The sequence below is a fragment of the Pseudomonas inefficax genome (genome assembly GCF_900277125.1).
Lineage (GTDB): Bacteria > Pseudomonadota > Gammaproteobacteria > Pseudomonadales > Pseudomonadaceae > Aquipseudomonas > Aquipseudomonas inefficax.
The window spans coordinates 68,275-81,697 of record NZ_OPYN01000132.1 but is presented as its reverse complement, the minus strand read 5'-3'; the positions used below and the strand labels follow the sequence as shown (position 1 = coordinate 81,697).

12 protein-coding genes are annotated in these 13,423 nt (G+C 63.1%); 10 read left to right on the top strand and 2 right to left on the bottom strand.

Annotation, left to right across the window (positions count from 1 at the left end; genetic code table 11):
• Positions 1-35: 35 nt before the first annotated feature.
• A complete protein-coding gene (locus JV551A3_RS15500) occupies positions 36-782 on the top strand; it encodes a phytanoyl-CoA dioxygenase family protein (RefSeq protein ID WP_133972781.1) in 747 nt (248 codons plus the stop codon).
• Between the two features lie 196 nt (positions 783-978).
• Entirely contained in the window at positions 979-1,500 is a 522-nt protein-coding gene (locus tag JV551A3_RS15495) for an acyloxyacyl hydrolase (RefSeq protein ID WP_133972783.1), read from the top strand.
• Between the two features lie 118 nt (positions 1,501-1,618).
• On the opposite strand, the gene JV551A3_RS15490 is transcribed toward JV551A3_RS15495, so the two are convergent.
• On the bottom strand, positions 1,619-3,754 hold the full coding sequence (locus tag JV551A3_RS15490; RefSeq protein WP_133978891.1) for a TonB-dependent siderophore receptor: 2,136 nt from the start codon (positions 3,752-3,754) through the stop codon (positions 1,619-1,621).
• A 242-nt stretch (positions 3,755-3,996) separates the two neighbouring features.
• Positions 3,997-4,887 carry a universal stress protein gene (locus JV551A3_RS15480; protein WP_133972789.1) on the bottom strand — a complete coding sequence of 297 codons (891 nt, stop codon included), beginning with the start codon at positions 4,885-4,887 and terminating at the stop codon, positions 3,997-3,999.
• A 147-nt stretch (positions 4,888-5,034) separates the two neighbouring features.
• Between JV551A3_RS15480 and hisN the strand changes: the two genes are divergently transcribed.
• The 8 genes from hisN (at position 5,035) to JV551A3_RS15440 (ending at position 13,423) form a co-directional block, all read left to right on the top strand.
• Positions 5,035-5,826, top strand: coding sequence for a histidinol-phosphatase (gene hisN / locus JV551A3_RS15475; RefSeq protein WP_133972791.1), 792 nt, complete (start codon positions 5,035-5,037; stop codon positions 5,824-5,826).
• A gap of 226 nt (positions 5,827-6,052) precedes the next feature.
• Entirely contained in the window at positions 6,053-6,784 is a 732-nt protein-coding gene (locus JV551A3_RS15470) for a hypothetical protein (RefSeq protein ID WP_133972793.1), read from the top strand.
• A gap of 287 nt (positions 6,785-7,071) precedes the next feature.
• On the top strand, positions 7,072-8,028 hold the full coding sequence (locus JV551A3_RS15465) for a helix-turn-helix transcriptional regulator (protein ID WP_133972795.1): 957 nt from the start codon (positions 7,072-7,074) through the stop codon (positions 8,026-8,028).
• Positions 8,029-8,187: 159 nt separating this feature from the next.
• Positions 8,188-9,546, top strand: a complete 1,359-nt coding sequence (benA, locus tag JV551A3_RS15460; RefSeq protein WP_133972797.1) for a benzoate 1,2-dioxygenase large subunit — start codon at positions 8,188-8,190, stop codon at positions 9,544-9,546.
• Complete coding sequence (gene benB, locus JV551A3_RS15455; protein WP_004374327.1) at positions 9,543-10,028, top strand: benzoate 1,2-dioxygenase small subunit; 486 nt, start codon at positions 9,543-9,545, stop codon at positions 10,026-10,028. Before benA ends, benB begins: the two co-directional genes overlap by 4 nt.
• 72 nt (positions 10,029-10,100) lie before the next feature.
• A complete protein-coding gene (gene benC, locus JV551A3_RS15450) occupies positions 10,101-11,111 on the top strand; it encodes a benzoate 1,2-dioxygenase electron transfer component BenC (protein ID WP_133972799.1) in 1,011 nt (336 codons plus the stop codon).
• 145 nt (positions 11,112-11,256) lie between these two features.
• Positions 11,257-12,018 (top strand): 1,6-dihydroxycyclohexa-2,4-diene-1-carboxylate dehydrogenase, encoded by a 762-nt coding sequence (locus JV551A3_RS15445; protein WP_133972801.1) that lies wholly within the window; start codon positions 11,257-11,259, stop codon positions 12,016-12,018.
• 55 nt (positions 12,019-12,073) lie between these two features.
• Entirely contained in the window at positions 12,074-13,423 is a 1,350-nt protein-coding gene (locus JV551A3_RS15440) for an MFS transporter (RefSeq protein ID WP_133972803.1), read from the top strand.

The following is a 13,423-nucleotide window of genomic DNA, read 5'->3' as shown; positions in this document are numbered from 1 at the left end:
ACGGATGTGCTCCTGCCGAAAAGGAGCGCATCGCCATGAGCCTGGATCTTCAGCTGGAGATGTTGGACGAGCGGGGCTATGTGTTGCTCCCCGATGTGCTCGAACCCTTGCGTATCGCCTTGCTGCGCTGCGCCATCGATGACCTGCAGCCGATCCACTGGGATTACCAGGGGCTGCTGGAGCACTACAAGTGCGTGTTCAACCGCAACCCGTTGTGGTTGCCCTTTCTCGACCTGCCGCCACTGATTGCCTTGGCCGAAGCGGCATTGGGCGCCGATTGCCATGTGATCGGCCAGACCGCCTGGCGCAGCCACCCGGGCTACCCCGGTATGGCCCTGCACCTGGACCACCTGCCCATGCAGTTGCCCGACTGGCTCAGTGAGCGCGGCGACTTTACCCAACCCCCGCAGATCCTGACTGCGCAGCTGTACCTCAGCGATATCGACCATCACATCGGGCCGACCTGGATTGTGCCCGGCAGCCACCGCGCGGCGCGGCCACCGCAGGCTGGCGAGCAGCACTGGCAGGGCCGTGAGGCCCAACCTGTGCTGTGCAAGGCCGGGGACGCGCTGGTGTTTCGCAGCGATGTCTGGCACAGCGGCGGGGCCAACTGCACCCAGTCACGCGCGCGCGACATGCTGCAAGTGCACTATGGCCGGCGCATGGTGGCGCAGAAGTTTTCGCCGTACCTGAACTGGCGCTTCAACCCGCAGGTGCTGGAGGTGGCCACGCCCAGGCAAAGGCGCCTGCTGGGTGAACACGAAGAGGCGGAATACGACTGAGCCCTGCTGGCTGGCAGGGTAGATGCTGGCAGTCGGATTAGCCGATAGTGGCAATACACTTTCAACTTTCTGTTTATCTGGACGATAATCAGAAAAGTATTACTTCGTGTGACCGGGCTGGATGCATCCGGTCACCGCATAAGATTGAGGGGCCAAAGCCCCCGCTTGCCGTGTAGACCATCAGGAGAAGTCATTGATGAAAACCCGTCTAGCAGCCTCGCTGGCTGCTGCAGTGCTGGCCTTTGCCGGAACGAATCTGGCCCAGGCGGCACAGGTGACCGGTGCCGTTGGCGCCACTGGCCAAGGCGACATGACCTACCGTATCGGCCTGTCGTTCGACTGGGAGAAGAAGTGGCTGGAAAGCAGCACCGGCCATCTGACCGGATACTGGGATGCGGCGTACACCTATTGGGAAGGCGGGGAGGCCAGTGGTGCGCACTCGCTGTCGTTCAGCCCGGTGTTCACCTACGAATTCAGCGGTTTCACCTATACCCCGTACATCGAGGCCGGCATTGGCCTGGCGGCGTTTTCCAAGACCGATGTGGGTGACCAGCGCCTGGGCTCGTCGGTCAACTTCGAAGACCGCATCGGCTTTGGCCTGAAGTTGCCGGGGGAGCAGAAGGTGGGGATCCGCGCGATGCATTACTCCAACGCGGGGCTCAAGCAGCCTAACGACGGCATTGAGTCGTACTCGCTGTTCTACAGCAAGGGCTTCTGAAACCCGGGGGCCGCTTTGCGGCCCTTTCGCGACACAAGGCCGCTCCTACAGGAGATCGCGGTTTCCTTGTAGGAGCGGCCTTGTGTCGCGATGGGCTGCAAAGCAGCCCCAGGAACGGTCAGAAGGTATACGAAACCCCAGCCTGCACCGTCCGCGGCGCACCCGGGTAGACGTAGTTGTTGAACGCGCCTTCGTCATAGCCCTTGTTGAACACGTTTTTCACGTCCAGGTTCAGCCGCACGTGTTCATTGACCTTGTAGAAGCTCAGCAGGTCCACCACGCTGTAGCGCTCCATGGTGTAGGTCGTCGCAGCCGTCTGGCCGGCGCGATCATCCACGTACTTCACCCCAACCCCCAACCCCAGCCCCTTGGCCAGGCCATCCTGGAACTCGTAGGTATTCAGCAGGCTGAAGCTGTTGCGCGGGATGTTGGCCAGGCGCGTGCCCTTGGGCAGGGTCGTATCCTCGGTCACTTCGGCGTCCACGTAGGCATAACCACCAATCACGCGCCATTCCGGTGTCAGGTTGCCAGCGATATTGATGTCCAGGCCACGGCTGCGCACTTCGCCGGCCGCAATACTGTAGGTACCGGTGGGGTCGTTCGGGTCGCGCGCCAGGACGTTCTCCTTGACGATGTGATAGATCGCCGCGTCGATGCTCAGCTGGCGGTCGAGTGCCTCCCATTTCACACCCAGTTCGTAGGACTTGCCTTTCTCCGGGTCGAAGCCTCCGCCCCCGCTTGGCGTGCCCGTGTTGGGCTTGAACGAGCGCGCGGTGTTGGCATAGACCGCAACCGTATCGGTCAGGTCGTAGATCAGCCCGAAGCGTGGGGTGACGCCGTTTTCGCCCTTGCTGAAGTCGCGGTTGGTCGGCAGCTTGTCGTCGTAATCGTGCTCGAAGCGCTCGAAGCGCATACCCGCCAGCGCCTTCAGTCGCTCGGTCAGGGCCACCTGATCCTGGATGAATGCCGCCCAGGTCTTCAGGTTTTCCTTGTCATGGGTGGTGGTGCGGGTCAGGGCAGGGCGTGGCTGGCCCAGTACCGGGTCGAAGATGTCGATCGGGTACGCACTGGCACCGCTGGCCGAGCGCTGGATGATCGAGTTGTAGTCGTAGTCTTCATACTCGATGCCGGTCAGCAGTGTATGAGCGTAGCCGCCGGTGTCGAAGTGGCCGGTGAGGTTGAGCTGGTAGTCGCGGTCGGTCCACTCCAGTTTGCGATAGTTGAAGTTGCGCCCCAGCGTGCGACCGTCAGCCTGCAATGCATTGGCCTCCACGGCGTTGCCCTTGAGCGAGCCGTCGAGCCACTGCATGCCGCCACCCAGCGTCCAGTTGTCGTTGAGCAGGTGCTCGAAACGCAACTGGGCCATGTTGTTGTCGTTGTGCAGCAGGTTGTCGCTGCCTTTTTCCCAGATGTTGGTGTCGCGCGAGGCTGTACCGAGCTGGCCGGGCAAGCGGGTCAGGCCACGGTCCAACGGATGGTTGTTGCGCATGAAATCGCCCTCGAAGACGATCTTGGTGCTGTCGTTGACCTGCCAGCTGAGCACCGGCGCCACGTCATAACGCTCGCTTTCCACGTCGTCACGGAAGCTTTCGCCGCCTTCGCCCAGCAGGTTCAGGCGGTAGGCCAGCGAGCCGTCCTGGTTCAGCGGCCCGGTGGCGTCCAGGGTCGCGCGGTGCATGCCCTGGTCATCGAACTGGCTGCCTAGGGTGACTTTCGACTCTGGCAGCGGCTGCTTGCTGACCACGTTGAAGGTGCCGCCGGGGTCGCCACGGCCGTACAGGCTGCTGGCCGGGCCACGGATCACTTCCAGGCGCTCGACGGTATTGGCGTCGGGGGCGTTGGGGTAGCCGCGGTTGATCGGAAAACCGTTGCGGTAGAACTCGCCGGTGGTGAAGCCGCGCACGGTGAAGGTGGTCAGGCCCTGGCCGCCGAAGTTGTTGGCGCGGCCGACACCGCCGGCGTAGTCCAGACCGTCCTGCAGACGTGTGGCGCCAGTGTCTTGCAGTACATCCTTGGGCACCACGCTGACCGATTGTGGGGTTTCGTGCAGGGCGGTGTCGGTGCGGGTGGCACTGGCCGAGCGGCTAGCCTTGTAACCCTCGACCGGGCCATCGGCACGTTCGCTGTCGGCGCTGCTGGTGATGTTCAGAGCCTGGAGTTCGATCTGGGCGGGTTCGCCGAGCGGTTCAGGTTCGGCAAAGGCCAGTGGGGAGATAGCATGAAGCACACAAAGCGAAACGAACGTGCGACGCATCGACAGTACGATCCTGGAGTAGGGCGCTGAGGGTAGGGTGAGCAAGCGCCGAGAAACTACTACGAATCATTATCAAAAGCATTATTTTTGTGTGGCACTGGTGTACCAGATACCAAGTAGAATTTGTGCTGGATTCTTCGCGGGCTCGCCCGCTCCCACAGATTCGTCACAGGCTCAGGCTTTGTGCATGACCTGTGGGAGCGGGCGTGCCCGCGAAGGGGCCAGCCCAGGTGCAGCAGCACTCAGCGAACCGCCTTGATCGCCAGCACATTGCACAACGGATGCTCCAGCACGTGCGCCGTGGTCCCGCCCAGGAACGTCTGCATGGCGTCATGCCGGTGGCTGCCCATCACGATCACATCCACTCGGTTGTGGCCGACGAACTGAGCAATGGCCTTGATCGCAGCCCCTTCGAGGAAGTGCCTGCGCTCCAGCGGGATCTGGTGATGGTCGCCCAGCCGGTTGAACGCCGCCCGCTGCGAGGTCCGCACACCGGCATCGAAGCCGGGCATGGTCACCGTGCCGGCGCCGAAGTCGGCAATGTGAGTCCTGGCCGCGTCGCACACATGCAGCAGGTGCAGCTCGGCATTGCACTGCAGGGCCAGGGCATGGGCGCAATGGATCACCTGCTCATCCAGGTGCTCGCCGGCGCCATGGCTGTTCAGGTCCACCGCGGCGGCAATCTGCCGGGGCAGGGGCAGGCGGATGTCGCTGACCAGATGCACAGCGACCGGGCTGTCCTTGAGCAATTGCCAGTCCAGTGGCGTTACCAGCAGGCGCTTGAGCACTGGTTCGTGCTGCACATCCTTGACCAGCAGGTCGCAACCCAGCCGTTCGACCCGTTCCAGCACGCTGCCCAGCGGGTCGCGGGTCAGCAGCAATTCGGTAGATACATCCAGACCGGCGTCTGCCAGTTGCTCGGCTTCGTCCGCCAGCCATTGGCGGTTGTCGCTGAGCAACCGCTCACGCTCACGGCTATCACTCATCAAGCCGAAGGTGTCGACATCGTCGACGAACACGTTGATATCCAGCAAGGCACCGCTGGACTCCGCCAACGCCGCCGCGCGTTGCAGCGCTGGCGTGTGGCGCATCTGCGGGCCGAGCATGACGAACAGACGCTTGAACTGGCTCATCTCACACCTCCACGTGTGGCAGCCCCCCGCTGATCTGGTCTTGTTCAGTCTAGACCGCGCAGGGCGGCATGAGCACCTGACGGAGGCTGGCGCGGCACGGCGTGTCGGGTATGATGCGGGCCCCATCATTTTCACGAGGCCCGCCCCATGTCCCTGAGTGCTGAACAGATCGGCGAATTCCGCGCCTTCGCCGAGCAGCTGGCCGATGCCGCCGCTGTGGCGATCAAGCCATACTTTCGCGCCAGCCTGGACGTCGAGGACAAGGGTGGGCGCCTGTACGACCCGGTGACCGTGGCCGACAAGGCAGCCGAGGACGTCATGCGCGAGCTGATTCAGGCCCGCTATCCCGCGCACGGCATCCTCGGTGAAGAAGCCGGCGTGGCAGTCGGCAGCAGCCCGCTGACCTGGGTGCTCGACCCGATCGACGGCACCCGTGCCTTCATCACCGGCCTGCCGCTGTGGGGCACGCTGATCGCCCTGAACGACGGCACGCGGCCAGTGGTCGGGGTGATGAACCAGCCATTTACCGGCGAACGCTTTGTCGGCACACCGGAAGGCGCCTGGCGCAGCGGTACGCCGTTGAAGACCCGCGCCTGTGCCGATCTGGCCTCGGCCACGTTGATGTGCACCACGCCGGACATGTTCGATACCGCCGCGCGCAAGGCTGCGTTCGAGGCTGTTGCCGGCAAGGCGCGCCTGATGCGCTACGGCGGCGATTGCTATGCCTATTGCATGCTGGCTTCCGGGTTTGTCGACGTGATCGTCGAGGCGAGCCTGCAGCCGTATGACGTGCAGGCGCTGATGCCGATCATCGAAGGGGCGGGCGGGGTGATCACAGCGTGGGATGGCAGCAGTGCGCAGAATGGCGGGTGTGTGGTGGCCTGTGGGGACCCGGTGCTGCATGCGCAGGTGGTGGAGATGTTGCGGCACGCCATGTAAGTGATGTGCCTCCTGTACTGGCCTCTTCGCGGGTAAACCCGCTCCCACAGGTTCTCCACAGATGCTGAAAACTGTGTAGTAACTTGTGGGAGCGGGTTTACCCGCGAAGAGGCCGGCACAGGTATCCAAAACCCCCGATCACCGCACTTTTTCCGATTTCCGGGCTCTATGCTTGGCCAGGCCACACTGATCCTCGGTGCGGCCGCCGAATATCGACCCGGTGCCGATGGTTGCAAGCAATCCCAATGTCCTCTCCCGTCTGCTGCTGGCAGGCGCCCTAACATGCCTGTGCGCCTGCACCCAGCAGCAGGGCCGCGACATGCTCGACCAGTTCGGCAACGGCAAGCCCAGCGAACTGTTCCAGACCAGCGTCGACCGCCTGGCCACGCTGTCCATGCGCGACAACCTGCAAAGCCTGTATCTGTTGATGAACAAGCTGTACCTGCGCAACCCCAACCAGTGGAAGATGTCCGGCTACGTGGATGCTGCCACTGCCGAGCGGCAGATCCGTATCGCCATCGAGCAACGCCAGCCCTTGCCGCAATTGGGCAACCGTCGTGATCTTGCAGCCTTGAGCTACGCCCTGAGCCCCGAGTTTCGTGGTGACCGGGTCGGTGCCTTCATCTACGCCATCGGCAGCATGCTGATCACCGCGCACGGTGGCCGTACCGAGTTCTACATGACCGATACCATCGACCCGCTGTTCGTCAACAACGCGGCGCGCAATATCGAGAAGGCCACCTGGATGTTGAGCCAGCGACAGGATGCCAATGGTGTGCTGCTGTTGTTCTCCAACGAGATCTCGGAAGAGGGCAGCAACCTGAGTTTTGCCGTGGAGTTTGGCAAGATCGTGGCACGGCTGGACTTGCTGGCGGAGTTGCTGGATGAGCGTTATCGGCGCATTGGTTTGAATTACGCACAAAGCCTGCTGTTGATGAACTTCTTGCCGGTGCAGTGAATTGGGCGGTTCCGGGATGCCTGTGCCCGCGAAGAGGCCAGCACAGGAAAAAGCCGTTCGATAAACGAACACTGACCCTGTCCTGTCTGTCCGCTATCCGCCCATCCATTCCCAAGGTCGCATTGCCCAACCCCCTGCCTTTTTGCTTAAGTGTGCCCATCCACCGGTTGTCGCCTGCCCCCGCGACCCGCAGCCGGCTCGATAGAATGACCGTGACGACCGCAACCACAGCCCGCCGGGCCGTAGGAAGCGGCAACCAGAACAATAACGATCCGAGTGCCTTGCCTATGGAAAGCCGCCTGCTGAGCGAGCGTAGTAGCGTGTTTCATCACGCCGATCCTTATGCTGTGTCCGATTATGTCAACCAGCACGTAGGCCAGCATTGCATCGGTCTGTCCCGCACCACTCATCCGCAAGCCAGCCTCAGCCACCGCAAGTTCGCTGAACTCGACCTGTGCCGCATCAGCTACGGCGGCAGCGTGCGCGTTACCTCGCCGGCACTGGAAACCATCTACCACCTGCAGGTGCTGCTCAACGGCAACTGCCTATGGCGCGGGCACAAGCGCGAGCATCACCTGGTGCCAGGCGAGCTGTTGCTGATCAACCCCGACGATCCGGTCGACCTGACTTACTCGGAAGACTGCGAGAAGTTCATCCTCAAGGTGCCGACCCGGCTGCTGGATTCGATTTGCGATGAACAGCGCTGGCACCGACCCGATGGCGGGGTGCGGTTCTTGCGCAACCATTACCGGCTGGACGAGCTGGACGGGTTCGTCAATCTGCTGGCCATGGTTTGCCATGAGGCGGAGGTGAACGATTCACTACCCAGGGTGCAGGGCCATTACAGCCAGATCGTCGCCAGCAAGCTGCTGACCCTGATGACCACCAATATCCGTCGCGAAAGCCTGGGTTCGCCGGGGGCAAGCCTTGAACGGATCATCGATTACATCGACCGCAACCTGAGGCTTGAACTGACAGCAGAAGCGCTGGCGGAGCAGGCGTGCATGAGCCTGCGCTCGTTGTATGCATTGTTCGACCGGCATCTGCAGACCACGCCCAAACACTATGTACGTCAGCGCAAGCTGGAGCAGGTGCGCGCTTGCCTCAGCGACGCCAGCTGTTCGGTACGCAGCGTGACCGAACTGGCCATGGATTATGGCTTCATGCACCTGGGGCGGTTTTCCGAGGTGTATCGGCAGCAGTTTGGCGAGTTGCCCTCGGAAACCTTGCGTAATCGGCGCTGAGCCGCACCGGCCTCTTCGCGGTTGAACCCGCTCCCATAGGGCCCCGCACAAACAACAGCCTGCACAAAACGGATAGCACCGCGCACAAACCGGATATTCCCGCCCGATACCAATCCCTAACCTGACCAGGTCTAAACAATAACAAGGGAGACCCTGGCCATGTCCCTGGGATTCGACTACCTCAATGCCTTGCTCGAGGACGACCGTGAAAAGGGCATCTACCGCTGCAAGCGCGAGATGTTCACCGACCCACGCCTGTTCGACCTGGAGATGAAACACATCTTCGAGGGCAACTGGATCTACCTGGCCCATGAAAGCCAGATCCCCGAGAAAAACGACTTCCTCACCCTGACCATGGGGCGCCAGCCGATCTTCATCGCGCGCAACAAGGACGGTGAGCTCAATGCCTTCCTCAACGCCTGCAGCCACCGCGGCGCCATGCTCTGCCGGCACAAGCGCGGCAACCGCTCCAGCTACACCTGCCCGTTCCACGGCTGGACCTTCAACAACAGCGGCAAGTTGCTGAAAGTGAAGGACCCGAGCAACGCCGGCTACCCCGACAGCTTCAACTGCGACGGCTCCCACGACCTGACCAAGGTGGCGCGCTTCGAGTCGTACCGGGGCTTCCTGTTCGGCAGCCTGAATGCCGACGTCAAACCGCTGGTCGAGCATCTGGGCGAGTCGGCCAAGATCATCGACATGATCGTCGACCAATCGCCAGAAGGCCTGGAAGTGCTGCGCGGCGCCAGCTCGTACATCTACGAAGGCAACTGGAAGCTCACCGCCGAGAACGGCGCCGACGGCTACCACGTCAGTTCCGTGCACTGGAACTACGCCGCCACCCAGAACCAGCGCAAGCAGCGCGAGGCGGGTGAAGAGATCAAGACCATGAGCGCCGGCGCCTGGGCCAAGCAGGGCGGTGGCTTCTACTCGTTCGACCACGGCCACCTGCTGCTGTGGACCCGCTGGGCTAACCCCGAGGACCGCCCGGCCTACGAGCGCCGCGACCAGCTGGCCGCCGACTTCGGCCAGGCTCGTGCCGACTGGATGATCGAGAACTCGCGCAACCTGTGCCTGTACCCGAACGTGTACCTGATGGACCAGTTCAGTTCGCAGATCCGCATCGCCCGGCCGATTTCGGTCAACAAGACCGAAATCACCATCTACTGCATCGCCCCGAAAGGCGAGAGCGCCGATGCCCGCGCCAAGCGCATTCGCCAGTACGAAGACTTCTTCAACGTCAGCGGCATGGCCACCCCGGATGACCTGGAAGAGTTCCGCTCGTGCCAGACCGGCTACGGCGGCGGCACCGGCTGGAACGACATGTCCCGCGGCGCTGCGCACTGGGTGGAAGGCGCCGACGAGGCGGCCAGGGAGATCGAGTTGAATCCGCTGCTGTCCGGCGTACGCACCGAGGACGAAGGCCTGTTCGTGCTGCAGCACAAGTATTGGCAGGAAACCATGATCCAGGCCCTGAAGGACGAACAGCGACTGATCCCCGTGGAGGCCGTGCTATGAGCCTGTATGAAACCGTGCGCGACTTCCTCTACCGCGAAGCGCGCTACCTGGACGATGCCCAGTGGGATCAGTGGCTGGAGCTGTACGCCAGCGATGCCAGCTTCTGGATGCCGAGCTGGGACGATGACGACACCCTTACCGAAGACCCACAAAGCGAAATCTCGCTGATCTGGTACGGCAACCGTGGCGGCCTGGAAGACCGCGTGTTCCGCATCAAGACCGAGCGTTCCAGTGCGACCGTGCCCGACACCCGCACCTCGCACAACATCAGCAACATCGAGATCGTCGAGCAGGGCGAGGGAAGCTGCCAGGTGCGCTTCAACTGGCACACCCTGAGCTTCCGCTACAAGACCACCGACAGTTACTTCGGCACCAGCTTCTACACCCTCGACCTGCGCGGCGAGCAGCCGCTGATCAAGGCCAAGAAGGTGGTGCTGAAGAACGACTACGTGCGCCAGGTCATCGACATCTACCACATCTGATCCAGGGTTTTGCGAGCGCTGCCCGGTGCGTCCTGCGACGTGCCGTGGGCCGGCTCGCCCGCGAGGTGCAACATGAGCTACCAGATCGCACTCAATTTCGAAGACGGGGTCACCCGTTTCATCGAGGCCAGCGGCCATGAAACCGTGGCCGACGCCGCCTACCGCCAGGGCATCAACATCCCGCTGGACTGCCGCGACGGCGCCTGCGGTACCTGCAAGTGCAAGGCCGAGTCCGGGCGCTACGACCTGGGCGACAATTTCATCGAAGACGCCCTGAGCGAAGATGAAGTCGCCGAAGGCTACGTACTGACCTGCCAGATGCGCGCCGAAAGCGACTGCGTCATCCGCATCCCGGCCTCGTCGCAGTTGTGCAAGACCGAACAGGCCAGTTTCGAGGCCGCCATCAGCGATGTCCGACAGCTGTCGGCCAGCACCATTGCCCTGTCGATCAAGGGTGAAGCCCTTGGCCGCCTGGCGTTCCTGCCTGGGCAGTATGTCAACCTCAAGGTGCCGGGCAGCGAGCAGAGCCGCGCCTATTCGTTCAGCTCGCTGCAGAAGGACGGCGAGGTCAGCTTCCTGATCCGCAACGTGCCGGGTGGGCTGATGAGCAGCTTCCTGACCAACCTGGCCAAGGCCGGCGACAGCATGACCCTGGCCGGGCCGCTGGGCAGCTTCTACCTGCGGCCGATCCAGCGCCCGCTGTTGCTGCTGGCCGGTGGCACCGGCCTGGCGCCGTTCACGGCGATGCTGGAGAAGATCGCCGAGCAGGGCAGCGAGCATCCGCTGCACCTGATCTACGGCGTGACCAACGACTTCGACCTGGTCGAACTCGACCGCTTGCAGGCGCTGGCGGCGCGTATCCCCAACTTCACCTTCAGCGCCTGCGTGGCCAACCCGGACAGCCAGTACCCGCACAAGGGCTACGTGACCCAGCACATCGAGCCGCGCCACCTCAACGACGGCAATGTGGATGTGTACCTGTGCGGCCCGCCACCGATGGTCGAGGCGGTCAGCCAATACGTGCGCGAACAGGGCATCACCCCGGCGAACTTCTACTACGAGAAATTCGCGGCGGCGGCCTGATAGATCGCCGGGGCCGCTGTGCGGCCCTTTCGCGACACAAGGCCGCTCCCACATGCACCGCGATCCCCTGTGGGAGCGGCCTTGCGTCGCGATGGAGGGCGCAGCCCTCCCAATTGCCCTTACACGGATCAAGCAGGAGACACACATGAACAACCGATTCCAAGGCAAGGTCGCCCTGGTCACCGGTGCCGCCCAGGGCATCGGCCGTGGCGTGTGCTGGCGGCTCAAGGCCGAAGGCGCGCAAGTGGTCGCGGTAGACCGTTCCGAACTGGTTCACGAACTGGCCGGCGAAGGCATGCTCACCCTCACTGCCGACCTGGAACAACATGACGATTGCGCCCGGGTCATGGCCAGCGCCGTTGAAGCGTTCGGCCGCCTCGACATCCTGGTCAACAACGTCGGTGGCACTATCTGGGCCAAGCCCTTCGAACACTACCAAGTGGACCAGATCGAAGCCGAAGTACGCCGTTCGTTGTTCCCCACCCTGTGGTGCTGCCATGCCGCACTGCCGTACATGCTCGAACGCGGCAGCGGCGCCATCGTCAACGTCTCGTCCATCGCCACCCGTAGCGTCAACCGCGTGCCCTACGGCGCGGCCAAGGGCGGCGTCAACGCGCTGACCGCGTGCCTGGCGTTCGAAACTGCTGGCCGGGGAATCCGTGTCAACGCCACCGCGCCTGGCGGCACCGAAGCGCCACCCCGGCGCGTGCCGCGCAACAGTGCCGAGCAGACCGAACAGGAAAAGCACTGGTACCAGCAGATCGTCGACCAGACCCTCGACAGCAGCCTGATGCACCGCTACGGCAGCATCGACGAGCAGGTGGGCGCGATCCTGTTCCTCGCTTCCGACGAAGCCTCGTACATCACCGGCGTGACCTTGCCGGTAGGGGGCGGCGACCTCGGCTGAGCGACCCCCAAGGCAAGAGCTTTCTTTCACAACAAAAACAAGAGCGACAGATGCCATGCGAACCCTTGACGTACACCCGATCATCGATAACGCGCGCTTTACCCCGTTCCACTGGATGGTCATGGCCTGGTGCGGCCTGCTGCTGATCTTCGACGGCTATGACCTGTTCATCTACGGCGTGGTACTGCCGGTCATCATGAAAGAATGGGGCCTGACCCCGTTGCAGGCCGGTGCGCTGGGCAGCTATGCGCTGTTCGGCATGATGTTCGGCGCCCTGGCGTTCGGCAGCCTGGCTGATCGTATCGGGCGCAAGAAGGGCATCGCCATCTGTTTCGCCTTGTTCTCCGGGGCGACCATCCTCAACGGGTTTGCCAGCAGCCCGAGCGAGTTCGGCATCTACCGCTTCATTGCCGGCCTGGGCTGTGGCGGCCTCATGCCCAACGCCGTGGCATTGATGAACGAGTACGCGCCCAAGCGGCTGCGCAGCACGCTGGTAGCGATCATGTTCAGTGGCTACTCGCTCGGCGGCATGCTCTCGGCGGGTGTCGGCATCTTCATGCTGCCGCGTTTCGGTTGGGAATCGATGTTCTTCGCCGCAGCGGTGCCACTGCTGCTGTTGCCGGTGATTCTCTACCACCTTCCGGAGTCGATCGGTTTCCTGGTGCGTCAGGGCCGTACCGACGAGGCGCGCAAGCTGCTCAGGCAACTGGACCCGGACTGCGACGTGCAACCAGACGATGTACTGGTCGCCCCTGTGGGAGCGGGCTTGTCCCGCGAAAGGGCCGGCAAGTTCACCGGTGTAGTGGAACTGTTCCGCAACGGCCTGGCCATTCGCACCCTGGCACTGTGGCTGGCGTTCTTCTGCTGCCTGCTGATGGTCTACGCGCTCAGCTCCTGGCTGCCGAAGCTGATGGCCAACGCCGGCTACAGCCTGGGCTCGAGCCTGTCGTTCCTGCTGGCGCTGAACTTCGGCGGCATGGCCGGGGCGATCCTCGGCGGCTGGCTCGGCGACCGCTACAACCTAGTCAAGGTCAAGGTGGCGTTCTTCATTGCCGCCGCGCTGTCGATCAGCCTGCTCGGCGTCAACAGCCCGATGCCGGTGCTGTACCTGCTGATCTTCATTGCCGGCGCCACCACCATCGGCACGCAGATCCTGCTGTATGCCGGCGCCGCCCAGCTGTACTGGCTATCGGTGCGCTCCACCGGGCTGGGCTGGGCCTCGGGCATCGGCCGTAATGGCGCCATCGTCGGCCCGTTGCTGGGTGGTGCGCTGATGGGCATCAACCTGCCCCTGCAACTCAATTTCATCGCCTTCGCCATCCCCGGCGCAATTGCCGCGCTGGCCATGGCCGTGCACCTGGCCAGCGGCCGCCAGCATGCCCAGGCCGCTGCGGCGCAAGCGTAA

Bases quoted from the DNA above. Each gene is read 5' to 3' on its own strand.
- benA (WP_133972797.1), top strand. From the start codon at position 8,188: ATGTCCCTGGGATTCGACTACCTCAATGCCTTGCTCGAGGACGACCGT.
- benB (WP_004374327.1), top strand. From the start codon at position 9,543: ATGAGCCTGTATGAAACCGTGCGCGACTTCCTCTACCGCGAAGCGCGC.
- JV551A3_RS15495 (WP_133972783.1), top strand. From the start codon at position 979: ATGAAAACCCGTCTAGCAGCCTCGCTGGCTGCTGCAGTGCTGGCCTTT.
- JV551A3_RS15470 (WP_133972793.1), top strand. From the start codon at position 6,053: ATGGTTGCAAGCAATCCCAATGTCCTCTCCCGTCTGCTGCTGGCAGGC.
- hisN (WP_133972791.1), top strand. From the start codon at position 5,035: ATGTCCCTGAGTGCTGAACAGATCGGCGAATTCCGCGCCTTCGCCGAG.
- JV551A3_RS15465 (WP_133972795.1), top strand. From the start codon at position 7,072: ATGGAAAGCCGCCTGCTGAGCGAGCGTAGTAGCGTGTTTCATCACGCC.
- JV551A3_RS15480 (WP_133972789.1), bottom strand. From the start codon at position 4,887: ATGAGCCAGTTCAAGCGTCTGTTCGTCATGCTCGGCCCGCAGATGCGC.
- JV551A3_RS15500 (WP_133972781.1), top strand. From the start codon at position 36: ATGAGCCTGGATCTTCAGCTGGAGATGTTGGACGAGCGGGGCTATGTG.
- benC (WP_133972799.1), top strand. From the start codon at position 10,101: ATGAGCTACCAGATCGCACTCAATTTCGAAGACGGGGTCACCCGTTTC.
- JV551A3_RS15445 (WP_133972801.1), top strand. From the start codon at position 11,257: ATGAACAACCGATTCCAAGGCAAGGTCGCCCTGGTCACCGGTGCCGCC.
- JV551A3_RS15490 (WP_133978891.1), bottom strand. From the start codon at position 3,754: ATGCGTCGCACGTTCGTTTCGCTTTGTGTGCTTCATGCTATCTCCCCA.
- JV551A3_RS15440 (WP_133972803.1), top strand. From the start codon at position 12,074: ATGCGAACCCTTGACGTACACCCGATCATCGATAACGCGCGCTTTACC.